Origin of the sequence: Enterococcus sp. AZ156, assembly GCF_051714165.1 — a bacterium.
Classification (GTDB): Bacteria; Bacillota; Bacilli; order Lactobacillales; family Enterococcaceae; genus Enterococcus_B; species Enterococcus_B pernyi.
In genome coordinates this window covers 443,613-469,068 of record NZ_JBIORI010000001.1, presented here as the reverse complement: position 1 = coordinate 469,068, position 25,456 = coordinate 443,613, and the positions used below count along the sequence as shown (strand labels likewise).

Here is a 25,456-nt window from a genome sequence, read left to right as displayed (position 1 = left end):
TATGGCAATTACAGTGAAAGATGTTGCAAAAAAAGCAGGCGTAGCGACATCTACTGTTTCTCGCGTGATCAACGACCATCCAAGTATTTCCGAAACAACGAAAAAGAAAGTACGAAAAATCATGGATGAACTAGGATATGTCCCCAATATCACAGCGAGAAATCTTGGTAAACGTGTATCAAGCGCTGTAGGTGTCATTCTTCCACCACTCGATTCCAAAGAGCGTCTTGGCAACCCGTTTTATTTAGAAATCATGGAAGCAATCAACGAAGAAGCACGACATCACGGTGTGACAACAGCTATTGCTACCGCAAAAAGTTTCGACGTCTTATTAGAGAACGTTCAGCGGATGCATTTACAAAAACAAGTTGATGGTTTTATCCTAGTCTACTCCGATAGTGACGATCCAGTCATCGATTATCTTTATGAACAACAGATTCCGTTCACACTGATCGGACAACCATACCATCATGAGAACGAAATCATCTACATTGATAACGACAATCAACTGTTAGGAAAGCAAGCCACCGAATTTTTGATCGATAATGGCCATAAAAATATTCTTTTCGTGACCAATACAACACATGAAAGTTTATACTTTGAACGCTATTTCGGTTATCAAAAAGCGATGATGTTAGCAGGACTGAACGCCCATCCAAGTGTGACCTTGGAACAGGCTGAAGATTACTTGGATTTTGACACGATCTTAAAAAAAGCTGAAGCGACAGCGCTAGTTGTTATCGATGATATTTTTGCTTTACGCACGATGCAACTCGCCCAAATGTATGGCTATATCATCCCGGAAACCCTTTCGATGATCAGCTTCAATAACTCGATTTTTTCTACATTGATGCATCCTTACTTAACAAGTATCGACATCGATATCTCTGAGTTAGGTCGAGTCGCGATGCAAAAATTACAAGAACTGATCCATGAAGAAGTTAGCAATGGTGTACGTTTAGTGATCCCCCATCGTTTGATCAAACGCGAAACGGTCGTTCCATTGAAAGAAGAATAGGGCATCCATTCCTAGGCAAAGCAAACAAAAATAGCAAAGCATCTTGTCTTCGGACAAAAGATACTTTGCTATTTATTTTACTAGTAATCAACTGATCCACTAACGATAAGTCCACATTTGTATTTAACTAGAAATAAGCAAAAAAAGAAATCTCTTCTATTCTTTCTAAAAATCTCTTAAAATGTGGTTAAAGAGGCATGCATTAACATGCCCCATGTAGTCCGTTCAAAGCAGATAGCATCGATAGAGCATTAGAGCACGTCTACTTCGCCAAAAGTTGAGACGACTCTATTTTTTGCTCTTGATTTTTTAAGAAAAACAACGAGCCCAGGATATGAGTTATCTTGCATCCCCTAGAACCGAATAAACGGTGTTCCAGAAGTAACTCCTTCAGAAATAAGCGTGAAACCCCAAAAATTTGAAGAACAATTTTCGGGGTTTCACGCTTATTTCTCGGAGCTGAACACTTCTGTCACAACCTCGTTGTTTTATATTCTCTAAGAGGGAGTCCCCCCACTATTCTTTTAAGTCTGCTTCAACTTCAGTCAACCAAGTTGCTTTCTTCACGCGATTGATGATCAGCGGAATAACGAACATCACGATTGCGATGACCGCAACAAGCAATGCATCCGCTAATGTTGAAGTTCCTAACGTTGAAACAACAACGGCGATAATTGCCAACATCAGCATACAGCTAACCAGCCACGCAAAGCCATTTCCTTTTTTACCGATTCGATAAGGACGAGGCAATTCTGGATGGCTATTTCTCATTTTCACTAAAGATATGGCGATCAAGAGATATACGATGCAATAAATCACTGTTGTTGCATTCGTCAATGTAAGAAAGACCGCACTTACATCATCCATGACGCCATAAAGTAACGCAAAGAGGGAAATAACTACTGATTGCGTCAATACCACATTTCTTGAAACACCATATTCATTTTCTTTATGGAAGCCAAATTTTGGTGGCAAGAATCCTTCACGTGCTACTTGGATGATCGTTTTAGAAGGTCCAGTTACCCAAGCAGACAATTGTAATAACACACCAATAAAGACCATAAAGCTGAAGATATTACCGATGATCGTTGGCAATCCTAAAATATCACAATAGATCAATACTGGTTGTGTGATGTTTGCCAATTCCATTCTTCCTTCTGGTACGACATTTGCAACAAACAAGGCGTTGATGACATTCAATAAAACTAGTCCGATCAATGCAATAAAGACCCCTTTAGTATAGTTCTTCGTTGCATCTTTCAAACGAGGCATATACACTGAGCTCATTTCGATTCCCACAAAAATAAATGTGATCCCTGCCAAATATTTCAATGAATCACTGTGTTGTAGATCAGGCAATGCTTTCGACCATGAAAAATCCCCCAAATAGCCGTTTGAAACAAGTCCCACTTTGAAAAACGCTAATATCCCCAAAACAAACATGATCACCACAGGAATATAAACACCCAACCAAACACCAATATTCCCACCAACTTTCGCCATGTCAAACTTCAAGTTGAGCAAGGTAATGATCCAGTAAATGACCAAGATACACCCTAAAACGAAGTAGTGATTGTTGCCAAGAGCGGCGTTCCCAAACGTATTCCCTAACAATGGACCTAAGGTAGAAGCGACCATGACCATTCCTGGGAACATTTGCACCCAAAGCAACCATGCAACGACAAATCCCCATTTACTACCTAGAGCTGTTTTGACCCAAAGTTGCGGGCCTCCTTCTTGCGGCAGCATCGTTGATAATTCACCAGAAATCATTGAAATGGGTCCAGCAAAAAACAAGACGGCAAAAATCGTGTAAAAAATCAATGTCCAACCAACAGCTGACAATGTTGGGATACTACGAACAGTGGCACATAGCGCCATGGTCAAACCAATGAATGTCCCTAGCCCCATTTTACTTACTTGAGCTTTACTCAATTTTGACACTCTCCTTATTAAGAAATAAATAGGCGTGTCTTTGAAACTTTTCATTAACAGCAAATAAAAGCAAACGTATGGTCAACTTGTGCTTTGAGTATTTTTTGCTTGGATCATCAAGCTTCAAAGGCACTCCAACATGAAAGATTTGATAAGAGAAAGGAGGCTCATTCTTTATTCGTTTCGAACGAGAAATGAGCGCTCATTCTACTTGCTTTCTCTTCACTCATCATAATATTTACGTTTATTTTGTTTCGTTTGCCACTAACTGATCTGCATAGATTTTTTCTAATTTACTTTGAAGCGCTGCTTTGATTTTTTCTGCATATTCTTCAAAATGTTCTGCTTTATTCATATACGGCGTCATGACACTGGCACGTAAGACTGTGACTTTTCCAGCACGTTCCCATTCTTCCTCTGTAAATCCTAATTGTTTTACAAATTGAAGTGGGCTATTGCCATAATCTGGAATTGCAAAGTCTGTATGAGATGTCAAGAATTCATTGCCATAGATGCTTCCTTTGACATAAGAAGAATAGTCATACACATCATGGTTCAACTGATTCATCGCTACCAGATCGTCATTCCCTTTTTCTTTGAATACATAATCAACCATATTGAAATCTGGATAAGTCAATGGATGAACTTCGATTTCTTTATCGCCCACTTTGAAGGTTAAATTGTTCAAGAAGTGGAAGAAACGATGTGCGCCTTCAATCGATGCTCCCATCAATTTACCATAACCAGTCACATTAAGCGGTAGTACGTGATGCGCTGCCCAAACACTTGCGGCAGTTGCTCCGGCTTTTGATCCTTCCAAAATATAGGCACCAAGCAATGCTGGGATATCTGCTCCTTTTTCAAATACATAGGTTGCAAAGTAAGAGATCACATCACGCATACGAATGTCTTGGATCACGATACCTCCAGCAGAGTAAGGAACATAGCCCATTTTATGTGGATCAATCGTCACTGATTCTGCTTCTTCAATTGCTTGATATGCACGGTGTACTTCTTCTAAAAGATAATCTTTATTTTCTGTGAAGACATGATGTTTTGCGTGTACTTCTTTTAATTGATCAAATGGGATGAATTCATTGTTCTCATCAAGGAAGATCGCACGTCCGTAACCACCATAAGCTGCATCTACGTGTAGGTAGAAATAAATGCCTTCTTTTTCTAGCTTGCGACGTAATTCAACGATTTTATCGATTTCATCGATTGCCCCTTCTTCAGTAGAACCAACGACACCAACGACACCTAAAACCGGTGTTTGTTCAGCAGCCAATTCACGAATGATTGTTTCAAGTTCCTTGATGTCCATGCGGTAGTTGTGATCCACAGGCACTGGAATCACTTGATCTAGTCCGACACCAATGATGTCTGCTGCTTTCAACCATGAATAGTGTTTTGTTTGTGGGACTAACCATTTACCTAATTGTTGAAGATGTTTTCCACTGCGTGCAGAATGTGCTTTGATCTCATCGATTTTTTCTGGCACTTGATCTAACAGATCAATGATTTCCCGAGTTGAAAGATTCATCAATTCCCAATCTGTTTGACCTGAAACCAATTCAGGTGCCACTTCTTTCATTGCAAGTGGCAATGATTTGATGTTGCGCGCATACCAAAGACCTTCTAAATTTGCTAATGAGCCATCTGCAACGATATGGCCCCAGCCATTTTTGTACCCCATCAATGTAGCAAATTCCATTCCGACTTCTTCTTCCATTTGACTTGTTGCTGGAGAAGATTCATATGCGACGTTATTTCCATTCCATAGCATCGCAAAATTATAGGCTAATAATGATGGCATCAATGTTTCAGAGTTCATATGACCCCAATAACGACCTGCATTATGCCATGGGACAGAGTGTGTACGCATCCGCGTAGAGATTTCAGCTAACACGTCTTTTGTTTTATTGATCGTGTGCGCGAAGCTTTCACTGCTTTTTTCTTCCGGCGTAATGATCGGCATATCTTGTGGCATATAATTTTGACGCCATCCTAAGTGCTCGTCCACTAATTCATTTAACAAAGCTTTATAGATTTGGCCATTCTCTGCTTTGTCTCCAATGAATAGTGCATTCAAATTTAAATCATTTACCTTTGATTCCATTTAGAAACCCTCCTAAAATAATTTTTTAAATTTTGTCGAGGCTTAGATTACACCTGTTTTTTATTTCTGTAAATATCACTTTTCCTATTTTTCTCATTTCATTTTAATGTTTTTAATTGTTTGAATTGTTGGTACAATTGATAAAAATTAAAAAAAGGAGGGAATTTACAAATGTAAATTCTCTCCTCATGATTGTATTAACGACAACCGGCGTAACTATTAGGATAAGTTTCAAAAATTGGAATTTTGTAATGGAATAGACCTTTTACAAGGTAAAAAATTACTAAATTCTAATCAACTACTTTGGCCAAAAAGTAGCGTTTTTTCCCTTTTCTGATCACTACGAATTTACCATCAAATTCTGTAGCTGGATCAATGACAAAATTTAAATCGGTTACGCGATCACCGTTAATACTTATAGCTCCGTTCGACACATCTTCACGCGCTTGACGTTTTGATGGCTCGATTTTTGTGGAAACAAGTAGTTCCACGATATTTTCAGGGATACTTGAAATCTCTACATTCGGCATGTTTCCAAAGCCTTGTTCGATTTCTGACGCATTTAGTTCTTTGATATTTCCAGAGAACAATGCAGCTGTGATTTTTTGCGCTTCTTGTAAGTCTTCTTCGCTGTGGACAAAACGTGTCACTTCTTCTGCCAAACGGCGTTGTGCTTCACGTTTTTCAGGTTCTGTCTCCACTTTTTTCGCTAATTCATTGATTTCTTCTTGTGATAAGAAAGTAAAGAATTTCAAGTATTTCACAACATCCCGATCATCTTGATTCAACCAGAATTGGTAGAATTCGTAAGGGGATGTTTTTTCAGGGTCTAGCCAGATTGCACCACCGGCAGTTTTTCCGAACTTTGTTCCATCTGCTTTTAGCATTAATGGGATCGTCAACCCAAAGGCTTCCGCTTCTGGTCCTTCCAATTTACGGATCAGATCTAAACCAGCAGTGATGTTTCCCCATTGGTCAGCTCCACCGATCTGTAATTGCACATCGTATGTTCTGTGTAAGTGCAAGAAGTCGATCGATTGCAAGATTTGGTAAGTAAATTCGGTAAATGAAATTCCGACTTCCAAACGACTTGCCACGATATCTTTCGCTAACATCGTATTGATGTTGAAGTTTTTTCCGTAGTCTCTTAAAAATTCTAATAAAGAAATATTTGATAACCAGTCATAGTTGTTCACAAATGTAATATTGGCATCTTTCCCAAAAAGTTTGCGCATTTGGTTCGATAATGCATCCACATTATGTTGGACTTGTTCCATCGTTTGTAAAACACGTTCGCTTGTCCGTCCACTTGGATCACCGATCGTTCCAGTTCCTCCACCAATCAGGATGTATGGATGATGCCCTGCTAATTGGAATCTTTTCATCATCATGAACGGGATCAAATGCCCAATATGCATCGAATCTCCTGTTGGATCGACACCACAGTAAAGCGAGATACTCTTTTCTTCAACAAGCTCGCGAAGTCTTTCTTCGTTGGTTTGTTGGTTAATGGCATCACGCCAAGTTAATTCATCAATAATATTCATAACATTTCCCTCCATATCTTTTTTTATGAAAGCAGGTCCCTGCCAGCATGTCATTTATTACCGGGCAGACAACAAAAAAATCCCTTGACAATCAAGTCAAGGGACGAAAATTCGCGGTACCACCCAAATTATATGTTTGTTTTCCAAACATATCTCTCTAACATTTAACGCTGTCGCGTGGCTTCATGCCATAGACTCCTAAAATGTAATTCGCGCTAAAGCATGTACTAGTTCACAGCAACCACTAGCTTTCTGAAACATTGGCTTTATCCACTACTTCGTTTTATTCATCGTCTAATTCCTTATTCATCTATCTCCTATCTTAGAACGCACTGTTTTTTTTGTCAACAAAAAAATTTTTCTTGATCATTCGAACGACAAAAAATAACATCGTTTTTTAATCTTGAACTAAGCGGAAATCGATTGAATTGAAGAAGCCTTTATTGATTCCATTGCTCAATCTGTTGAAAAATGTTCTTCTTATTGCACGCACCATTTTTTCTTTAATTACATAATTGTCGTTACGTTAATAACTCAAACAGCCTCTCATGCCCGCATCACAAATTCAATTGGCGTAGAAGTCCCTCCGATCATCAAGTCAGCCAATGTACAAGACACTCCAGGCATCTATCAAGCAACGATCGGCACGACCATCATGTCTTCAGTAGAAAAAGAGATCACAGTCACTGTCGTCGATAAACTTGAAGACTGTCCGACTTATGGTATTTATCAATTAACTGCTGAGGATGTAACGGTTCCGGTGGGGCAAGTAGATGAAGCAGCTACCCTTCAAGCAACAAATGCGCAAGCGCTGACTTCTGGCGGCTCTCCAGTAGATGTTGTGATCAAGAAATCAAATGTAGTGAATGATACCCCTGGTACGTATCAAATCGTTTTAGGGATCAAAGAAGAACCAAAGATCCGTAAGACAGTCCAAGTCACAGTTACTAATGACGCAGGGAACGAGCAAGAAAATCTTTACTTTGTCGACGCATCGGATGCTACTGTCTCGATCGACCAATTGGACGAACAAACGTTGATCATCATGACTGATGCCAAGGCAACTGATATTTTAGGACATTCCTTGCCTGTAGAAATCAAACACTCCACAATCAAGTTTGAGCCAGGAAATTACACTGTTACATTCGGTCTCAAAGGAGACTCAAGTTTATTTACTAAAACTGTCAATCTTACCGTCACTTCGGATAACTACGTTCCTTCCAGATTCTTTTTGCAAGCATTCGATGCAACTGTCCAATTAGGTCAAACGGATGACCTCTCACTGATCCAAGCAACCGGCGCAAATGCCGTGACTCTCCTTGGGCAAAAGGCAAATGTTTACGTGAAGCATTCCTCGATTGAAGCAAACAAAATTGGCGAATTTGCCGTGACATTTGGCGTAACAGAAGATCCAAGAGTCGAAAAAACGGTAACAGTCTCAGTGGTTGATGAAATCAATCGTCCAGAATTGGGCGGTGGCATTGGGAATATCTAACAAACAACCACTTGTCTCACCTTAAACAGGATAAAGGACGGACCAAAAAATAATGGTTTTAAAAAAGGCGTCATCCACATAAGGTTAAAACCACTGTGGATCGCGCCTGATTTATCGAGGTTAGATCCTTCTATCCAACTTTTTTTATATTTCGTCGATTATTTCTAATAACGTAGTAAACAAGATGGCACTAGATGCCGCACCAGGATCAATATGTCCGATTGAACGTTCACCTAAATAAGAAGCACGTCCTTTTTTCGCGACTAATCCTGCTGTGTGTTCTTTTGCCTGCTCAATTACTTCTTTCGTAAGATTCCCTGCGGTTAGTGCTTCAGCTACAGGGAACCAAACATCTAACATGGTTTTATCTTCTTGTTCCGCTTTTCCTCTTGCTTGGATGCCGTTCGCTCCTTCACGGATGAACTCACCTAATTGTTCTTGTGAATCGATCTGCTCTACTCCTTTTGTTGCTTTCATCAAATTCATAAACGCAGAACCGTAAAGAGGACCCGAGGCGCCTCCTACTTTGGAAATCATTGCCATAGAAAACATCTTGAAGGTATCACTGATAGTGTCAGGTGCCTCCTGTTGAAAAGCTGCTTCATAGGCTGTCACACCTCTTCCCATATTATTCCCATGATCCCCATCGCCAATGGGGGTATCTAAATCACTTAGGTACGCTTTTTTCTCTTTGATCTCTTCAGCAAAGCGGTTAAGCCAAGCTTGGATCTCTTTTACCGTCAACTTCATTTTTTCATCATCCTTTACCATGCAATCGTTTCTACGTGACTTGTTAAAGCTTCTTTCCAAGTGGTTTCTGTTAAGTCAACCATTGTTAATGATAGTCCCTGCATATCCAATGAAGTCATCAAATCACCGACTTTATGGAAAGTAACATCCACCTGTTCTTCATTCAACAACGTCAACACATCATTCATGAATACAAATTGTTCCATCAATGGTGTACCACCCATCCCATTCACTAAGACACCGACTTCTTTTGGTTTTTCAGTATATTCACTCAAAATTTTCGTGACTAACTCTTTCGCTAACAATTTAGAGGGTTGCAGTTTTTCTCGACGATAACCTGGTTCGCCATGAATCCCTACACCGTATTCGATTTCGTCTTCATTTAGGTCAAAGCCAGGCTTCCCTACTTCTGGGACAGTCGCAGCCCGTAATGCGACACCAATTGTTTTGGTCGCAGCAACCACTCGCTCTCCTAATTCCTTCAGTTGAGTCAAGCTCGCGCCATTTTTGGCAGCATCTCCTAAAATCTTATGGACAAGAATAGTCCCCGCTACGCCACGCTTCCCTGCCGTATACGTGCTGTTTTCTACCGCGATGTCATCATCGACCACTACTTCTTCGACGTCAATTTCATCCATAGCAGCTAACTCTTTTGCCATTTCAAAATTCAATATATCTCCAGTATAGTTTTTGATGATCAATAACACACCTTGTCCTTGGTCCGCTTCTTTGATCGCTAGTTGGATTTGATCAGGTGTCGGTGAGGTAAAAACATCCCCCAAAACTGCTGCACTTAACATACCATCTCCAACAAAACCTGCGTGAGCTGGTTCATGTCCACTACCACCTCCAGAAACTAACCCGACTTGTTCGTTCAACTGATTTTTCGCAATTACACGAGAATCTTCTACACGATGTACTAGCTCTGGATAACTCTTTACGATCCCTTCTAGCATTTCTTCTACGATATCCCCAGGTTCGTTCATGATTTTTTTCAATTTACATCCACCCTTTCTTCCCTGCTTGTCGTGCTTCTTCTATGATTTGTTCGATATTGTCGGTTGTCCCTGCTGTAATAGCAGCTGCAAAGGCTCCTTCTACTAAGGGGGCATCCACCAAGTAGTAGTTTTTTTGTTGGGCTTCCTCCAATAAATCTTTTGCCAATTCTGAATTCATCACTGCGCTACCAAGATCAGCAAAGACAAAATAAGCAGCTGAATCGGCTGATTGATTGACGGCATCAACGATCTTCATCGGATCAGAACCGAGTTCTCCCTCTTCGATTCCGCCAAGTGATAATACTTCTACGTCATCGGTTTGTTGCATTTGTTCAATCATCTCTTTGATGCCGTCTGTGACCTTCTTACTATGAGAAAGCAATAAGATACTTTTCTTCAACGAATTCCCCTCCTTCAGTTTAGCACCCTTTTCGTAAGGGTTTTCTTTATACTGTATTAAGTATATATCAACTCCTATGGGTAATGGAAATAATGCGATATAATGAACGATAGTTTTTTTATTTATGTGAAGATAAAGATAGGACTAAAAAGAGATATTTGCTATACTTTCCTTAAAGAAAGGAGTGATCAAAATGATCATTACAACAACAAATAGCGTAGAACATCAAGTCATTGAGTCTTATGAGGGAATTGTTTTTGGTGAAGTCATTACGGGAATCAACGTCTTAAAAGATTTAGGTGCAGGGATTCGTAACGTTTTTGGCGGACGCTCAAAAAGTTATGAAGGGGAATTATTGACAGCAAGAGAAGAAGCATTAGCTGAAATGGCGCAACGCGCAGAAGCACTTGGCGCAAATGCGATCATCGGGATGAAGATGGATTATGAAGTCTTAGGTTCAGATAATGGGATGTTGATGGTCACTTGTAGCGGGACGGCTGTTCGATTGGTTTAATAAAATCAAAACAAATAAACGAGTGAAGACCCGCCAAATTTCTAGGGCCTCCACTCGTTTTTTACTCACACACGCTTCACAATGACTGGACTTGTCCAATCACCTCATTCGCCTCAACCAGCGGTCTTTTTTCAATGGTTAGACTTTCAACTTTCTCACTATTTGTAAATACAACGATCATATCTGTTTGTTTGCCTGCTTTTTCTAGCATCGCTAAGTCAACAACTGCCAATAATTGACCTCGTTCCACTCGTTGTGCTTGTTTGACATAAAGAGTGAAGGGTTCTCCTTGTAAATCAACCGTGTTGATTCCCATATGCACCAACACTTCAAGCCCATTATCTGTTTCGATCCCCAGTGCATGTTTCGTTGGAAATATACTAGTGATCGTTCCACTGATTGGTGCAAATATTTCTTTTGCTTCCGGCAGGACTGCATAGCCATCACCCATCATTTTTTCTGCAAAAACAGGATCGCCGACTTCAGTGATCGGAATGATTTTACCGAGCGCCGGTGCATAGAGTTCAAATGTTTCCTTACTTGTCTTTGAAGCAGAAACCGGCACATCTTGGTGAGAAATTGATTGAGCGGTCTCTTGCGCTACCTTACTACCTTGTTGGAGTTTCGTCATTTCGTCTGCTACAAATTGGACCTGTGTGCCTACAATGACTTGAATATTTGTTTGATCAATTACTTTTACCCCTGGGACACCAGTTTGTTTAATCGCTTTTTGATTTACTTTTGCTGTGTCTTTTACCTGTAGACGCAAGCGTGTCGTACAATTATCGATTGCTTTTACATTTTCTTTTCCACCTAGTGCATCATAGATCACCGCAGCTAGTTGGCTAAATTCATTAGTTCCCGTAGCAATATCAGGTGTCTCTTCGCCAATTTCTGTTTCTCTTCCTGGTGTCATCAAATTGAACTTGTTGATGGCAAAGCGGAAGCCAAAATAATAGATAGCTGCAAAAAATACTCCTTGAACGAGCAACATCAATGGTTGATTGGCGACTGGATTCTGCAACGACAAAAAGTAATCCACAAAACCAGCGCTAAAAGCAAAACCAGCTGTCCAATGGAAAAAGGCACTGATTGCTAATGAAATTCCTGTAAAAATGGCATGGATAACATACAACGGCCACGCCACAAACATAAATGAAAATTCTAATGGTTCAGTCACACCTGTAAAGAACGCAGCAAAACCGGCTGCTAGCATCAAAGAAGCGACTTGTTTTTTCTTTTCTGGACGTGCACTTTGATAAATAGCAAAGGCCCCAGCAGGTAAACCGAACATCATGACTGGGAAAAACCCAGCTTGATACATACCGGTTTGCCCAATTATTGCTTTTCCACTATCTAACGCTTGTTGTCCAGCTAAAAAGTTTCCAATATCATTGATACCTGCCACATCGAACCAAAAAACAGAATTCAGTGCATGATGTAAGCCTGTTGGAATCAATAAACGATTGAAGAAACCGTATAGTCCTGCACCGACAAACCCTAATTGAGAAATCCCCTTCCCAAAGGAAACCAGTACATCATAAACAGTTGGCCAAATAAATAATAATATCGCAGAAATAACCAACATGCTCAAGGCAGACATGATCGGAACTAAGCGTTTCCCACTAAAAAATGATAAGGCCTTAGGTAATTTCACTTGGCTAAACCGATTATACATCGCAGCAGCGACTAATCCTGCCACGATTCCAACAAATACATTGTTATCCATTGTATTGAAAGCCGGATTGACTTCAGTGAGATCTCCCAGATGCAATAATCCTTGTACTGAATCCGCAGATAAAACGGTTTGAGGGATCAAGTAAGCGACCAATCCTGCCAAAGCAGCTGATCCATCTTTGTTTTTTGACATTCCCAATGCCAAACCCACCGCAAACAATAAGGCAAGATGGTTAAGAATCGCTAGCCCCGCATTCATTAAGAAGGTCGTTCCCGCATTACTGATGCCTACTCCTACGAACCAATTCGCAAGACCAACCAGTAAAGAAGCCGCTGGTAAGACTGCTACTGGCAACATCAATGAGCGACCCATTCGTTGCATATATGCTTTCATTCTTTCCACTCCTATTTTCTCTCCGCTCGTGAAAGAGCGTTTATCGTTATTTTTGTAAATTTTCTAGAAAATATCTAAAAACAATAAAACGAGTATACCATTTATCCAAAAAAATAGGAAGCATTGATTGAATACATTTAAAAAACCAGCAAAATCAACGAAAACGAACGGAAAAATCTATTATCCGACCATTTATTTTTTGAAATAAATATAGACCAATAATCAATCCGTTATTTTCAAACAACAAAAAAAAGAGTTTGAGATGTCACTCTCAAACTCTTTTTTGATACACAGCACCGACAAAAACAACCAGCAAGCACAAGCTACCGATCACTGACAAATAAATTGACCGGCGATCGTCCGTTTTTGGTAATGTCTTCGCGGGTTGTTCTTCCACTACTTTTGTTTCTGTTTTAGTAACTGTCCCCGCTTCTACCGACCGTTTTCCGGCGGAATTTAAGGTCGCCTTGATTCTTTCGATACTGGCAGACAAATCCGCTTTTCTTGCTTCGAAATCGGCCATTGCCGCTTGAGCTTCTGCTGCTTTTTCATGGATTTCCGTACGAGCTGCTTGAATATCCGCTTGTGTCTGATCCACTGACGCAACCGTAGACGTTGCTAAATCTTGCAATTCCGTTTGTACTTCGGTTGTCCGTTGGGTCGCAGATGCTATTTTTTGTTTTGCTAATTCGGCTTTTTCTCGCTCTTCAGCTATTTTCTCAGCTAACTCATCGCGATCACTCACTGCTTGATTTGCTAAATCGTTCACTGTTTGATCGATTTCCTTTTGTTTTTCGATAAGTTGTTGTTTCGCTTGTTCCAACGTATCTTCCAATTCTTTACGTTGTTGCTCCAACTTCTCCCAGCGAGTCGAATCTGATGGATCAGCTTCGTTAGGAGGTGTATGTGACGAGTCTAGTGGCTCCTGACTCTCCTGGATCTGTGACTCACTGGTTTCTGATGGTGGCTGACTTGAATCTGCCCTGACTGTCTGACAAAGAAAGAAACTGCTGGCGATCAGTGCAGCAAAAAGTACTTTTTTCATTTTGTGCATCTCTGCCATCCCCTTTCATTTTCACTAGTTGTTCATTATAGAAAAAAACTGAGGAATCGCCTATAAACAATTGACGTATTCTGTCTAGTTGTATCGATGAAAGGTTGGAGTTTTGTCATTCGTCAGCTCCTATCCTTCAAAAAAATAGCCTAAAAAAGCGCCAAGTTCTAAAAATAGAAAAACGATCATCCAAGCTTACTACTTCCCTTACAAAGCTCGTCGGTCACACCCTCAAGTTCTACCCTTGAGGATAGCATAATTCATCTGGTCTGACGGCTTGGTACAGAGAAAAAGCGCCATCTAAATTTTTCACAGTGAATCCCGCTTGTTTCAAGATTCTTTCTGCTAAGTAGCTACGTAATCCACTATGACAACTGACGATATATTCTTGCTCTTTATCCAATTCGTCCAATCGTTGACGTAATTCAGATAAAGGAATATGAATGGCCTCTGGGAAATAACCATTCTGCCACTCTTCTTTATTCCGAACATCAAGCAATTGTTTCCCATGTGCTAATTCTTCTGGCAATTCATGCCACTGTATCATCTCACTCAATCCTTCGATGACATTCATCGCAATATAGCCTAGCATATTTACTGGATCTTTCGCTGAACCAAAAGGCGGTGCATAAGTCAGTTCTAACTCTGGCAGGTCGAAGACTGTCAAATGCCCTTTAATGGCTGTCGCAAGAATATCGATTCGTTTATCTATCCCTTTTTGACCGATTCCTTGAGCTCCATAGATTTCCCCAGTTTCCGGATGGAAGATCAATTTCAACAACAAGTCCGTTGCACCAGGGTAATAGCCAGCATGATCTTTACCTGAAGCATGGAGGACTTGAAAAGATAAACCTGCTTTTTTTGCTTGTCGTTCAGTGATACCTGTGGAGGCAGCTGTCTGACCAAATGCTCGAACAATAGCCGTTCCAAGGCTGCCTTGATTCAGGCGTGGCCGCCCAGCCATGTTATCAGCAGCTTGTCGTCCTTGTCGATTCGCAGGCGAAGCTAAAGAAATCAATGCAGGTTCCTTCGTGATTTGATGTTTCACGACAATCGCATCTCCTACTGCAAAGATTGCCGAATCACTCGTTTGATAATGCTCATCCACAACGATACCGCCACGTAATCCCAACGTTAAACCTGCCATCTCAGCTAAGCGACTATCTGGTTGGACTCCCACCGAAAGAATCGTCAAATCTGACTCTAACATTTCGCCATTTTCTAGACGAAGCATGTTTCCTTGTTCTTCAAAACTAGTAACAGCACAATTTGTTAAAACTTGAACATCATTATTTTCTAATTCTTTTTGTACAAAAGAAGCCATCTCTTCATCCAACGTCGGTACGACTTGCGGAGTCCGTTCGACGATCGTTACATCCAATCCACGCTTTTTTAGATTTTCTGCTACTTCGATCCCAATAAAACCGGCGCCAATAACTACCGCTTTACGAGGTTGTTCCTCTAATTTTTCCATGATAGCATCAACATCTGGAACATTTCTCACAGTAAATACATTTTTTGCCTCAGACAAGCCTGTGATTTCAGGTATAAAGGGTTTAGCTCCTGGAGAAAGCAAAAGGGCATCATACGTTTCTTTGCGGGATTCCTCTCCATGAGAAACTTCCACTTCTTTTGTTTCTGGAAAAATCGCTGTGACTTCATGCTTCACTCGAACGTCCAGACGAAAGCGTGCAGCTAAACTTTCAGGTGTTTGGATCAAGAGCTTTTCTCTTTCATCGATTTCACCAGAAAGATAGTAAGGAAGGCCACAATTAGCAAAAGAAACATTGGGCCCTTTTTCAAAAACAACGATTTCTGCATCTTCTTGCAGTCGTCTTAAACGAGTGGCCGCAGACATCCCTCCAGCAACACCGCCAATTATCACAAATTTCATTTTTTATCTTCCTCCAATCTTTTCCCCAAACCATTGATTCATCCCGCCACGAATATTGATTGCCTGATAACCAAGATTTTTTAATTCTTTCGTCGCTTGCTTACTACGCATTCCTGACTGACAAATAACGTATACTGGTGCTTGTTTATCCCCATTATACGTACTAATACGGTGTAAAGGAATATTTTCCGCTTGCTTAATATGCCCACCTCGGTATTCAGACGGTGTTCTAACATCGATCAATTGGATGTTTTCTTTTAATTTATCTTGCAAATCCTTTACTGTTATTGATTGACTAAGTTGAAATAATCCCATTTTCATTCTCTCCTCTTTTTTTAGAAAAATATACCTACTGGGGTATATTCAACACGATAAATGTTATTATGTCAACCATTAAAACTTTTAATTTCAAAAAGTTGCAGTTTTCATTTGCAAATAATACCTATATAGGGTATTATTTGCAAAAAAAGAGTGGGAGGTTCTATGATGACTATTGACAACAAAACAATTCTAAATCGCTTGAGACGTACAGAAGGACAAATTCGTGGTATCCAAAAAATGATTGACGAGGAAAAAGAGTGCATGGATATCATTACACAATTAAGCGCTGTTCGTTCGAGTATTGATCGTGTCATGGGGATGATCGTTGCCGAAAATTTAAAAAACTGCTTGGAGCATCCAGAAAACAGTGTGGAGGAACAAGCAAAAAAAATGGAACAAGCCATCAATATGATCATCAAAAAATAAACGCAGCAAGTTTCTATCTCACACTACTTAAAACCGAATAAACGGCGGAAACAAATGGAACCTCTTTGAAAAATAAGGCATCATCCACAAAAATTTGAAAAACAATTTTCGTGGATGATGCCTTATTTCTTATAGCTCAATGTTTCGGTAATTTGCCACCACTAAGTTACGTATATTTCCCTTCTACAATTGCTTGGATCGTATCGAGTACAGCCTCTGTATTATTTGATCCGATAATCGTCGTAGCTGCTTCTTTGATCTTGGGCTGTCCATTTTCCATAGCAAAACTGTGCTTGATCTGTTGGATCATTTCAAAGTCATTCCCGCTATCGCCAAACGTAGCAATCTCATCCTCGTTGATTCCCCATTTTTTGCCTAACAAGCGTAACCCGTTTAGTTTGTGGACACCAGGGATGATCAAATCGATATCTCCATGACCACTAGAGACCGGTATCAATCCCTCTCCTAAAGAATGCTTTAAGGCAGTTAGTTTTTCTGCCACTTCTTGCTCATTGAAGGATAAAGCAAACTTGAAAATCGTTTCTTCTCCCTTAGCTAACGTATACAGGTCTTCTACCTTTTCAAGCTTCGGGTAGTAAAAACTTGCACGTTCAAACAATTCCTTAGAAACCGTATTAGAGAGATAGGCACTCTGTTTCCCACATAAGATCAAGTTCATGGGCGCTAACTCTTCCAATACATCTAATGTCTGAACGATTTTTTCAGGACGTAATTCTGCATTGTACACATGGTCTTCACCAATTAAAATATTTGCCCCATTTTCTGCTACGAATGCTATACTTTTATAAAGATCAGGGAAGAATGAACGCAACTGGAAATATTGATTTCCACTTGCTACAACAAACTTTATTTCTTTTTCCTGTAGTAAGTCAAAAAGTTTCTTAAAGCGTTCTTCATTGTATTTCTTTTGATCATTCAAAAATGTACCATCCATATCTACAGCGATCATTTTGATTGTCATTCCATTACCACCTTTCAGAAAAAGTATACCTACTGGGACGCGTCCCAAGTCAAGAGAAAAGGAGGAAAATCCCATCGTTACGATTCGAGAGATCGCAAAAATGTCAGGAGTATCCAAATCTACCGTTTCCAGAGTGATAAATAATGACCGTTACGTATCCGATGATTTACGAAAAAAAGTCCAATCCGTTATTGAAGAGACGAACTATGTGGTGAACGGCAATGCTGTAAAATTGAGTAAAGGAGAAACCTATACTTTAGGTGTTACCTTGCCTAACAACAGTTCTTGTTATAATCAGTTGGTGGACAGTATCTTGTATCAGGCAAAAAGTAAAGGGTATCAAGTATTATTACTTCCTACTTATTATGAAAAGGAGACGGAGAGTCACTATTACACATTACTAGAGCAAAAAATGATCGACGGTCTTATTCTGACGTCACGAACAAAAACTGATGAACTACTTGAACCTCTTCGCTTCAAAGGAAAAATCGTCTCAACTGAAAAGATGGACAATGACGACCTTGCCATGATTTATCCAGATCGAAAAAAAGTGTATGATCAATTGTTTCTTACCCTGCATACCCGTGGTATTTCCAGGGTCATCTTTACTACTAAACGCAGTGCCTCACAAAGCCAGACCACAAAAAACAAATTGACTGCTTATGAAATGTATTTTGGAAAAGCGATTGAAGGAAAAAACTATTTCACTGGTATCGAAACCTATGCAGATGGCTATGCGTTCGCAATAGAGATCACAACTCACGCCTCTATTCCAGAGGTAATCTATGTCAATGGCGATGATACAGCAGCCGGTGTAATTTCAGGAATGAAACAGGCAGGATTCATTCATAAAAAAGATTTCACTGTCATAGGTGAAGGAAATCTACCATATAGTGAGATATTAGCCTTTTCAACTATTGATTTCTCCCCTAAAAAAATCGGCGCCTCCGCAGTAGATTTTCTCTTATCCCAGAGTGACAGGATCGTGGAAGCAGAAGATCCAGTAATTATTTGGCGATAATGTGAAGTAGCTCCTTCAGAAATAAGCGTGAGACCTCAAAAATTCCAAGAGGAATTTTCTGGGTTTCACGCTTATTTCTCAGGGCTGAACACTTAGGTCACAGCTTTTCTGTATATTAAAATCCAATCCATACTAGAATACATGATAATTATCACAAGAATAGGACAAAAGAGATGTTCTACTAAACAAACAGTCGCTGATTATGTGTATTAAAAACTATGTCGAATCTTTTCCCTTGATAGAGAAATAGCTGTAAGATTGACTGGCTATTTTTCACTCAGATAGATCAATCCGCGCGGAATAGGATCTTTCTTCGTTAACCCTATCCGTTCTCTATAAAAAGAAAAGCTATCTCTCTTGATCATTTCAATGATTTTCTCTTCATTCATTTCTAATTTCAACGATTCGATACATTCCGCCATTTCGTAAAGTATCTGTAGCTGTGCATCGATCCCCAACAGCTCTTGTAATTGTTCAAACACAGGTCCGTCCTTTTGAGAGACGACCTCTAAAAAACGATGATGAAGTTCTTTGTAAAAAGAAGCTAAAAGTGGATAGTTGATGGAAAAACAGTTTTCCATAAATTCTCTATAATGTTTTAAGTATTCTTCACTAGATTGAATATTCGATAAATTCATAAATTACCTCTCCTTCTGATGATTGATAGTAAAACCTAAAATATGTACATATGACTGATTGAATCGATCTTATTTTTTGTGAACTACCTGTTTCTCGAATAGATTATAATAAAATCATATAGTCTTCTCTGTGTAATTTCAACTTCACATATTGCCTAACTCCTTGAAATATTTACTCTTGAATCATTGCTACGTCTATGCTTCGGCATATTACCAGCTATTTTTTTGCATTCAGTTGATTTTTTTTATCTTAAACTAAAAAAAATCAATCTCAGCCAGTTTTGACTTCGATTGATTTTCGATAAATTCTTCACTTAAATTGCAACGGTACTCTTCTCATTCGCTGTTACAACAATAAGATACACCAAACTACCTAGCGCTTCAGTAGTTTACGATACTCCAAAGCATATAAAACAAAGGACTGAGCCAAACTGTAGGTAATGATTGCAAATATCACCATGACCCATCCTTCAGGAATCGTTGGGAAAAGCAATAACAGGATCATCCCTACATAAATCACAGCTGTCGCCCATTTACCATACCACTTTGCTCCATCTAATTTGACCTGTTTACGCAAAGCAACGATCCCAGCAATCAGCATAAATGCTTCTTTCACAATAAATAAAGCTAAAACGAGCCAGATATACGGACGTTCCCATGCCATGGAGATGATTAAGACCAATTGGGTCAACTTATCACCGATTGGATCAAGAACTTTTCCAAGTTCTGTGATCTGATTGAATCTTCGGGCGATATATCCATCTAAAAAGTCTGTGACTCCTGAAAAGAGGATGATCGATCCAGCCAGATAGAAAGCTTGCTTACTCATAAAATACAAATAAAAAGGCAATAAAAGAATTCTTATAATCGATAGTAGATTCGGAATCGTGCGAATTTCTTTTCGCCAATCAGATGCTCCATTCATTACTTAACAACTCCCAAAATGTCATTTCATCTATTTTACCGTACTTTCCACGTGGAACCAATTAATTGTCGGTTTTTTATTGCGAGCTCTTCCAATCCTTCGTATGCCATTGTGAATCTGTTATTATGTTTTTTCGGAGTTTCCATTTCGTGCAGCCTGACGCTGACGGGTTTCTTTTAATAATTTTTTGTGGGCTTTTTTTGAACCTCGTTCGATATCTCGTTCCCATTTTCTCGTTTTAAAATCTGTAAATAGCTGATCGATCTCATAGCCTACAGGATAAAGTTCTTCTGCTCTCATTTTTAAAAGGACACGCTGTCGAAGGACCGTTTCTTTTTGGTTATCGACAAAAATCACGATCGTCTCTTCGCCAGTGTCTTCAAAGACTAATGCTTCTTTTTTGTATTGGGTGGCATATACCCGATCCCCTTTTGAAAATAAAACCTTTTCTTCGTTCTTGACTTCTTGCGTCTTCACTTGTTGTTTGAATAAGCGTTTTTCACTTGAATAGTCTTTCGTAGAAAGATACTGCTGAGCTTGTTGGATCAAGTCCTCTGACATTTGCATTTTTTTAGCGATCCACAATGCTTGGCTTTCCCCTGTTTTTCCTACCTGTAATTGATACTTTGGTTGTAAGGCTTCTCGGTCAAAAGCCATTGCTGCCGGCACAAAATCTTCATGTCGTTCCGCAAACTCTTTGATTTCGCCGTAATGGGTCGTTGCAACCATCAGCGCACCTTTCTCATACATTGCAGACATGATGGCGATTGCTAAAGCTGCCCCTTCCGTTGGTTCTGTTCCACTACCGATCTCATCAAGTAAAACTAGGGTATTTCTACCCACTTTATTCAAAATCTGTGCGATATTTTGCATATGCCCAGAAAAAGTACTCAATGCATTCGCTAAATCTTGTTGATCGCCGACATCGACAAAAACTTCGTCGAATACGGCAAGCTCTGTCCCATCTTTTGCTGGTACTTGCAGACCAAACATTGCCATCAACGTCAGCAATCCGACTGTTTTCAAAACAACTGTTTTCCCACCAGCATTTGCACCTGTGATCACTAATCCACGATATTCTGCACCCAAATCAAAATCTAAGGGCACAGCTTTTTCTGATAACAGTGGATGTCTCGCTTGTTTCAGATGGATGCGTTCTGATTTATTGATGATAGGTGTGATGCCATTGATCTCTCTACTGTATTTCCCACGTGCGAAAATAATATCGAAAACGGTGACCGTTTCGATGATTTGATCGATTGCCTGTTCATTTTCAGCTAATGCCCCAGTCAAACTTGCTAGAATCTGATATTCTTCAGCAATTTCCTCTGCTTTCAATAATTGATGTTGTGCGCTTGCTTTAGCGACTGCTGTTGGTTCGATGAATACCGTCGTACCTTTATTCGACTGTTCAATGATCGTTCCGGCTACTTTATTTTTATAACTCGCTTTGATAGGGATCGTTGCGTGTTCCCCTTTTTGAACGATCATCGCTTCTTGGATCATTTCTTTATTCCCAGGATGACGCAAGAATTTTAGCAAACGATCTTTGATTTCTTTTTCTACCGTTTGGATTTGTTTTCGTACTTTACGTAGATTTTTTGATGCTTCATCTGCGACTTGTTGGTTCTTGATTTGTTCATAAACTAAGTCCTCCACCGCTTGAAGATCCGGTAGATTTTTACTGTACGCATACAGTAATGGCGTTTGATATTGGTTTTTTTCAAAGAAGCGAGTGATCATTCGACTGCTTCTCAAAAAATCAGCGTATTCAATCAATTCAGCGGGGGTTAAGATCAAGCCTTTTTTCACTTGGTCAGTTAATGCCACAATTCGTGTTAGCCCCATAAAGGGCACGTGCTGGCTACTTTCTAAAATCGTACGGGCTTCTTTCGTTTCTGTTTGTCTTGTTTCTACGGTCTGAAGATTTGTCGGGATTGACATTTCTGCCAGACGTTCTTTCGTGTGATCTCCGATTGCTCGGGCAATCACTTCTTTTCTGATTTGTTCAAATTGTAATTGTTTGATTGTTTGATTGTATGATTCATATTCTCTCCTTTTCTTGAAGAGATACCTGTCCCCAAAATAAATAAAGACCTAAAATAGAATAAAAGGGCAGGACACAGCTAAAATAAGACATGTCCTCCCCTTGATTTGATTACAAGAAATGTTTCAGACAGGTACCATCTATAAGCACACCAAATAAGCCTACTGCTTTATTGGTTATTCAACTTACTCGATTAGATACCTACTACACTCATCAAAATACCTCGTTCATCTAGGTTTTATTTATTTTTCTTTTTTACTATAGCAAGCGGTTGCCAGAATGTCAAACAGATACTGAACGAGTCTGAATGGTATTATTTTAATAATATTTCAAAATTGTCACGTTTTTCGATTTTCAAACACTGTATCAATCGGCGATAATTGGATATATCAAGAAACATAAAAGGATGGATATGATGAAAAAATTGATTGGAGCAATTGCTCTCTTATTGTTATTGTTTGGTGGCTACAAAGGTTATCAATATTATGATCAGACCTACAATAGCCAAGTTGCCTACGCAAAAGTACCGGAAAAGGTTCCACCTTTGACAGATGCACGAAATGATAGCGGAGAAAAAATGTGGGATTGGAAAGCGTATGACTATGAATTATCCTTTGTTACTAAGGATGGCAAAACGATCAAATTACCTTATACGATCGCCTCAGAAAATCCAACACCGTTAGAACCTAATAGTTATGTCAAAGCAGAGGTCAGCCAAAAACGAGTAACCTCTGGACCAACGACGATCAATGAAAATCAAGTACCAAATAATGTTCTAACTGCTTTGAATTAACAAAAAACAACTGCGATCTGAGGTCGGGACAGAAGTGTTCAGCCTCGAGAAATAAGGCGCCATCCACGAAAATTGTTTTTCAAATTTTTGTGGATGGCGCCTTATTTTTCGAAGAGGTTACTTCTGTTCCCGCCGTTTATTCGGTTATAGGTGGGGGGAGAACTAATGTCTCACTCCCTTCGCAGTTGTTTTTTTTATGTATCGCCCACGTCCTCAACGTTGTTTGCGAATGGCGATTGGCGTATCCCCAAAATATTCTCGATATTTTTTGTAAAAATGTGTCTTATTGGAAAAACCTACATTGGCCGCAATCTCCTCAATCGAGAAGCGGGTAGCTAAAATTAGATCCTGTGCTTCATGTAAGCGTTGGTTCGTAATCAATTGTTTGAAGGATTTCCCAGTCTGTTGTTTGATCAAATTAGACAGATAATTTGGATTATACCCTAACTCATCTGCCAATGTTTTTAGGTTCAATGTTCGATAGTCACTTTCGATCCGTTGCAGAATTTTGATCATTAAGTTGCTTTGTCCATCTTTTTTGTATATTTTTGCTAATTGGGAGTGATAGACTCTAGAAAGCTGTAAAAATAACACTTGTGAAAAAGCATTCATGATTTCATTTCCTAGATGTTTTTTTGAAAAATATTCGAGGATCATTTGATCCAAGGTGACTTGGATCTCTGGTTGTTTTGATAAGTGTAACAAAAGATGGGTCTCATTATAGCCAGGTTCTAAAATGGCGTTCATTAAAAAATTATAGGTCAATCCCCCACTGCGATGATCGATTTTTTTCAGAAGATTGATATTGATATCATTCGTTTTGAATAAGAAATTCAGCAAAATATCATGTTCACCCAAAGGCATCAGTTCATGGCGACTATTTGTATCTAAAAGTAATAATTGTCCTTCTTTCAAAGTGATTGGCAGACCGTTGACGATCTGTTCTGAAGTACCGCAATACATATAATTGAATTCTAAAAAATGATGGGAATGTAGTGGATAATGAGCGAAGCGTCGATGTTGGCGAATCAAAATATTATTTTCTTGAAAAAGATGGTGATCGTCTAATTTGAATTGCTGGTCTTGTTCGTCTAAGTTTTCTCCTTCAAATTCCTTGATCCATTGCCCCGTCTTTCGCTGTTCTAACTCTTCGGGTGTATACGGCAGAAAGATCTTTTGTACAAACGGATTCATCGTTTTACTCCCCCTTGATATGTAAATTTGACACCAATATAGTAACATACTGACATTGTTGTGAAAAGGGTTACAAGATATGATGAGTGCAACAAATACATCTTCATCTGGAGGAACAAGCTATGAGAAAGACTTGGTTGATGAAACTGTCGCTGTTATCCATTTCCTTAGTTTTAACGTCAAATACTGCTATCGCATCCGCTTTACCGATGATGTTAGGCTACTTCAATGATCAATCGGCTTCATCCGTCGAACTACTGATGACCATTCCTCAACTAACTGTTGTGATTTTTATTGCTTTGAGTAGTTTGATTGCCAAAGCTATCGGACAGAAACAAACTGTCTTACTTGGGTTGTTGCTTGCTGGAGTTGCTGGCGTGTTACCTGTCTTCACTGCCAACTTCTATTTATTGATGATCTCCCGCGCAGCATTAGGTGCGGGCTTTGGTCTCTTCAACTCGTTGGCAGTCAGTATGATCAGCGAATTTTTTGAAGGCGAAGAAGCTGCCACCTTGATTGGCTTCCAATCCGCCTTTCAAGGTTTAGGAGCTGCAGTCATGACCTTCACTGCCGGACGTCTCCTCACTTTTGGCTGGCAAAAAGCATTCTTAGTTTACTTGATCACCATTCCGATCATTTTCTTATTTATGGCTTTCGTCCCTGAACCGCCAAAGAAAAAACAAAACTCCACCTTTAAAAAAGAAACAGCACAAAAAGGAACACTCCGTCCGACTACTCTCATGTATGGCATTTTGATCTTCTTTCTCTGTATTTTCTACATGATCGTTGTCGTTAAGCTTTCGACCTTCATCGTGACTGAAAATCTAGGAACAGAATCAGATGCCGGAACGCTTCTTTCTTTTATGCAGATTGCTAACATGGTTGCTGGTTTCTTATTCGGGTTGATTTACAAAGGATTGAAACGATGGACGTTGCCTATTTCTTTTTTCATCATGGCAGCAAGCTTATTCCTCATCTTGACAGCCAATCATTTATTTATGATCGGTGTTGGGGCTGCACTGAACGGTATCGCCTTTGCTCTGTTCGTTCCCTACATCTTCAATGATGCTACTCGTTCAGTTCCGCAAGTAGCAAAAGCAAGCACCACTTCCTTTATTCTCGTTCTAGCAAATATCGGTAACTTTGTTTCACCCTATGGACATCGACTTTTAGAAAGATTCGGTATCGGTTCTGATGCTTTACAAAATATTTTTATCAATGGCTGCATTTTGATGACCGTTTTAGGTATTCTTTTTCTTCTCCTTACTTTTAAAAAGAAGCCACTCCCAAATGAAGTCTAGTTTTCATTGATTC

22 protein-coding genes and 1 other annotated feature are annotated in these 25,456 nt (G+C 39.6%); of the genes, 7 read left to right on the top strand and 15 right to left on the bottom strand.

What is annotated here, in order from left to right; translation table 11 throughout:
* Nucleotide 1 precedes the first annotated feature (1 nt).
* Nucleotides 2-1,018 carry a LacI family DNA-binding transcriptional regulator gene (locus IGJ95_RS02325; RefSeq protein ID WP_023519060.1) on the top strand — a complete coding sequence of 339 codons (1,017 nt, stop codon included), beginning with the start codon at nt 2-4 and terminating at the stop codon, nt 1,016-1,018.
* A 516-nt stretch (nt 1,019-1,534) separates the two neighbouring features.
* Here IGJ95_RS02325 and tyrP read toward each other — a convergent pair.
* The 3 genes from tyrP to tyrS form a co-directional block, all read right to left on the bottom strand.
* Nucleotides 1,535-2,953 (bottom strand): tyrosine-tyramine antiporter, encoded by a 1,419-nt coding sequence (tyrP, locus tag IGJ95_RS02320; RefSeq protein ID WP_062805731.1) that lies wholly within the window; start codon nt 2,951-2,953, stop codon nt 1,535-1,537.
* Nucleotides 2,954-3,197: 244 nt separating this feature from the next.
* Nucleotides 3,198-5,072, bottom strand: coding sequence for a tyrosine decarboxylase (gene tdc, locus IGJ95_RS02315; RefSeq protein ID WP_010736392.1), 1,875 nt, complete (start codon nt 5,070-5,072; stop codon nt 3,198-3,200).
* Between the two features lie 290 nt (nt 5,073-5,362).
* Nucleotides 5,363-6,619 (bottom strand): tyrosine--tRNA ligase, encoded by a 1,257-nt coding sequence (gene tyrS, locus IGJ95_RS02310; protein ID WP_153829908.1) that lies wholly within the window; start codon nt 6,617-6,619, stop codon nt 5,363-5,365.
* A 96-nt stretch (nt 6,620-6,715) separates the two neighbouring features.
* Nucleotides 6,716-6,919 (bottom strand) — a binding site (T-box leader).
* Between the two features lie 355 nt (nt 6,920-7,274).
* Here tyrS and IGJ95_RS02305 point away from each other — a divergent pair.
* On the top strand, nt 7,275-8,114 hold the full coding sequence (locus IGJ95_RS02305; protein ID WP_153829909.1) for a hypothetical protein: 840 nt from the start codon (nt 7,275-7,277) through the stop codon (nt 8,112-8,114).
* A gap of 144 nt (nt 8,115-8,258) precedes the next feature.
* On the opposite strand, the gene dhaL is transcribed toward IGJ95_RS02305, so the two are convergent.
* The 3 genes from dhaL to dhaM are packed head-to-tail and all read right to left on the bottom strand — an operon-like array spanning nt 8,259 to nt 10,262.
* Entirely contained in the window at nt 8,259-8,864 is a 606-nt protein-coding gene (dhaL, locus tag IGJ95_RS02300; protein ID WP_010736395.1) for a dihydroxyacetone kinase subunit DhaL, read from the bottom strand.
* Between the two features lie 14 nt (nt 8,865-8,878).
* Nucleotides 8,879-9,862 (bottom strand): dihydroxyacetone kinase subunit DhaK, encoded by a 984-nt coding sequence (gene dhaK, locus IGJ95_RS02295; protein ID WP_010736396.1) that lies wholly within the window; start codon nt 9,860-9,862, stop codon nt 8,879-8,881.
* 1 nt (nt 9,863) lies between these two features.
* Nucleotides 9,864-10,262 carry a dihydroxyacetone kinase phosphoryl donor subunit DhaM gene (dhaM, locus tag IGJ95_RS02290; protein ID WP_010736397.1) on the bottom strand — a complete coding sequence of 133 codons (399 nt, stop codon included), beginning with the start codon at nt 10,260-10,262 and terminating at the stop codon, nt 9,864-9,866.
* 193 nt (nt 10,263-10,455) lie between these two features.
* Between dhaM and IGJ95_RS02285 the strand changes: the two genes are divergently transcribed.
* Nucleotides 10,456-10,776, top strand: coding sequence for a heavy metal-binding domain-containing protein (locus IGJ95_RS02285; RefSeq protein WP_010736398.1), 321 nt, complete (start codon nt 10,456-10,458; stop codon nt 10,774-10,776).
* A gap of 76 nt (nt 10,777-10,852) precedes the next feature.
* On the opposite strand, the gene nagE is transcribed toward IGJ95_RS02285, so the two are convergent.
* The 4 genes from nagE to IGJ95_RS02265 form a co-directional block, all read right to left on the bottom strand.
* Complete coding sequence (gene nagE / locus IGJ95_RS02280) at nt 10,853-12,847, bottom strand: N-acetylglucosamine-specific PTS transporter subunit IIBC (protein ID WP_438761396.1); 1,995 nt, start codon at nt 12,845-12,847, stop codon at nt 10,853-10,855.
* 271 nt (nt 12,848-13,118) lie between these two features.
* A complete protein-coding gene (locus IGJ95_RS02275; protein ID WP_153829911.1) occupies nt 13,119-13,901 on the bottom strand; it encodes a hypothetical protein in 783 nt (260 codons plus the stop codon).
* Nucleotides 13,902-14,139: 238 nt separating this feature from the next.
* Complete coding sequence (locus tag IGJ95_RS02270; RefSeq protein ID WP_194179676.1) at nt 14,140-15,795, bottom strand: FAD-dependent oxidoreductase; 1,656 nt, start codon at nt 15,793-15,795, stop codon at nt 14,140-14,142.
* A gap of 3 nt (nt 15,796-15,798) precedes the next feature.
* The gene (locus IGJ95_RS02265; protein WP_010736402.1) at nt 15,799-16,110 is read right to left on the bottom strand and encodes a rhodanese-like domain-containing protein; all 312 of its coding nucleotides are present in this window, start codon (nt 16,108-16,110) and stop codon (nt 15,799-15,801) included.
* Nucleotides 16,111-16,281: 171 nt separating this feature from the next.
* On the opposite strand from IGJ95_RS02265, the gene IGJ95_RS02260 reads away from it, so the two are divergent.
* The gene (locus IGJ95_RS02260) at nt 16,282-16,542 is read left to right on the top strand and encodes a metal-sensitive transcriptional regulator (protein WP_010736403.1); all 261 of its coding nucleotides are present in this window, start codon (nt 16,282-16,284) and stop codon (nt 16,540-16,542) included.
* 166 nt (nt 16,543-16,708) lie between these two features.
* Here the strand turns inward: IGJ95_RS02260 and IGJ95_RS02255 are convergent, their stop codons facing one another.
* A complete protein-coding gene (locus IGJ95_RS02255; RefSeq protein ID WP_023519054.1) occupies nt 16,709-17,524 on the bottom strand; it encodes a Cof-type HAD-IIB family hydrolase in 816 nt (271 codons plus the stop codon).
* A 73-nt stretch (nt 17,525-17,597) separates the two neighbouring features.
* Between IGJ95_RS02255 and IGJ95_RS02250 the strand changes: the two genes are divergently transcribed.
* Nucleotides 17,598-18,545, top strand: coding sequence for a LacI family DNA-binding transcriptional regulator (locus tag IGJ95_RS02250; protein ID WP_438762189.1), 948 nt, complete (start codon nt 17,598-17,600; stop codon nt 18,543-18,545).
* Nucleotides 18,546-18,811: 266 nt separating this feature from the next.
* On the opposite strand, the gene IGJ95_RS02245 is transcribed toward IGJ95_RS02250, so the two are convergent.
* The 3 genes from IGJ95_RS02245 to IGJ95_RS02235 all read right to left on the bottom strand — a co-directional run bounded on the left by IGJ95_RS02245 (nt 18,812) and on the right by IGJ95_RS02235 (nt 22,199).
* Complete coding sequence (locus IGJ95_RS02245; protein WP_019723867.1) at nt 18,812-19,183, bottom strand: DUF7006 family protein; 372 nt, start codon at nt 19,181-19,183, stop codon at nt 18,812-18,814.
* A gap of 373 nt (nt 19,184-19,556) precedes the next feature.
* Nucleotides 19,557-20,108 carry a CDP-alcohol phosphatidyltransferase family protein gene (locus IGJ95_RS02240; RefSeq protein ID WP_010736407.1) on the bottom strand — a complete coding sequence of 184 codons (552 nt, stop codon included), beginning with the start codon at nt 20,106-20,108 and terminating at the stop codon, nt 19,557-19,559.
* A 123-nt stretch (nt 20,109-20,231) separates the two neighbouring features.
* The gene (locus tag IGJ95_RS02235) at nt 20,232-22,199 is read right to left on the bottom strand and encodes an endonuclease MutS2 (RefSeq protein ID WP_438762187.1); all 1,968 of its coding nucleotides are present in this window, start codon (nt 22,197-22,199) and stop codon (nt 20,232-20,234) included.
* 371 nt (nt 22,200-22,570) lie between these two features.
* Between IGJ95_RS02235 and IGJ95_RS02230 the strand changes: the two genes are divergently transcribed.
* Nucleotides 22,571-22,948, top strand: a complete 378-nt coding sequence (locus IGJ95_RS02230; RefSeq protein ID WP_153829914.1) for a DUF1093 domain-containing protein — start codon at nt 22,571-22,573, stop codon at nt 22,946-22,948.
* A 213-nt stretch (nt 22,949-23,161) separates the two neighbouring features.
* On the opposite strand, the gene IGJ95_RS02225 is transcribed toward IGJ95_RS02230, so the two are convergent.
* Nucleotides 23,162-24,142: an AraC family transcriptional regulator gene (locus IGJ95_RS02225; protein WP_194179674.1), complete on the bottom strand. Its 981-nt coding sequence runs from the start codon at nt 24,140-24,142 to the stop codon at nt 23,162-23,164.
* A 122-nt stretch (nt 24,143-24,264) separates the two neighbouring features.
* Between IGJ95_RS02225 and IGJ95_RS02220 the strand changes: the two genes are divergently transcribed.
* Nucleotides 24,265-25,443, top strand: coding sequence for an MFS transporter (locus IGJ95_RS02220; RefSeq protein ID WP_023519049.1), 1,179 nt, complete (start codon nt 24,265-24,267; stop codon nt 25,441-25,443).
* Nucleotides 25,444-25,456: the final 13 nt, after the last annotated feature.

What these genes read in the sequence shown, in the direction of transcription:
- IGJ95_RS02325 (WP_023519060.1), top strand. Translation starts at nt 2, where the DNA reads ATGGCAATTACAGTGAAAGATGTTGCAAAAAAAGCAGGCGTAGCGACA.
- tdc (WP_010736392.1), bottom strand. Translation starts at nt 5,072, where the DNA reads ATGGAATCAAAGGTAAATGATTTAAATTTGAATGCACTATTCATTGGA.
- tyrS (WP_153829908.1), bottom strand. Translation starts at nt 6,619, where the DNA reads ATGAATATTATTGATGAATTAACTTGGCGTGATGCCATTAACCAACAA.
- IGJ95_RS02305 (WP_153829909.1), top strand. Translation starts at nt 7,275, where the DNA reads ATGTCTTCAGTAGAAAAAGAGATCACAGTCACTGTCGTCGATAAACTT.
- dhaL (WP_010736395.1), bottom strand. Translation starts at nt 8,864, where the DNA reads ATGAAGTTGACGGTAAAAGAGATCCAAGCTTGGCTTAACCGCTTTGCT.
- IGJ95_RS02285 (WP_010736398.1), top strand. Translation starts at nt 10,456, where the DNA reads ATGATCATTACAACAACAAATAGCGTAGAACATCAAGTCATTGAGTCT.
- nagE (WP_438761396.1), bottom strand. Translation starts at nt 12,847, where the DNA reads ATGAAAGCATATATGCAACGAATGGGTCGCTCATTGATGTTGCCAGTA.
- IGJ95_RS02275 (WP_153829911.1), bottom strand. Translation starts at nt 13,901, where the DNA reads ATGCACAAAATGAAAAAAGTACTTTTTGCTGCACTGATCGCCAGCAGT.
- IGJ95_RS02270 (WP_194179676.1), bottom strand. Translation starts at nt 15,795, where the DNA reads ATGAAATTTGTGATAATTGGCGGTGTTGCTGGAGGGATGTCTGCGGCC.
- IGJ95_RS02265 (WP_010736402.1), bottom strand. Translation starts at nt 16,110, where the DNA reads ATGGGATTATTTCAACTTAGTCAATCAATAACAGTAAAGGATTTGCAA.
- IGJ95_RS02260 (WP_010736403.1), top strand. Translation starts at nt 16,282, where the DNA reads ATGACTATTGACAACAAAACAATTCTAAATCGCTTGAGACGTACAGAA.
- IGJ95_RS02255 (WP_023519054.1), bottom strand. Translation starts at nt 17,524, where the DNA reads ATGACAATCAAAATGATCGCTGTAGATATGGATGGTACATTTTTGAAT.
- IGJ95_RS02245 (WP_019723867.1), bottom strand. Translation starts at nt 19,183, where the DNA reads ATGAATTTATCGAATATTCAATCTAGTGAAGAATACTTAAAACATTAT.
- IGJ95_RS02240 (WP_010736407.1), bottom strand. Translation starts at nt 20,108, where the DNA reads ATGAATGGAGCATCTGATTGGCGAAAAGAAATTCGCACGATTCCGAAT.
- IGJ95_RS02230 (WP_153829914.1), top strand. Translation starts at nt 22,571, where the DNA reads ATGAAAAAATTGATTGGAGCAATTGCTCTCTTATTGTTATTGTTTGGT.
- IGJ95_RS02225 (WP_194179674.1), bottom strand. Translation starts at nt 24,142, where the DNA reads ATGAATCCGTTTGTACAAAAGATCTTTCTGCCGTATACACCCGAAGAG.
- IGJ95_RS02220 (WP_023519049.1), top strand. Translation starts at nt 24,265, where the DNA reads ATGAGAAAGACTTGGTTGATGAAACTGTCGCTGTTATCCATTTCCTTA.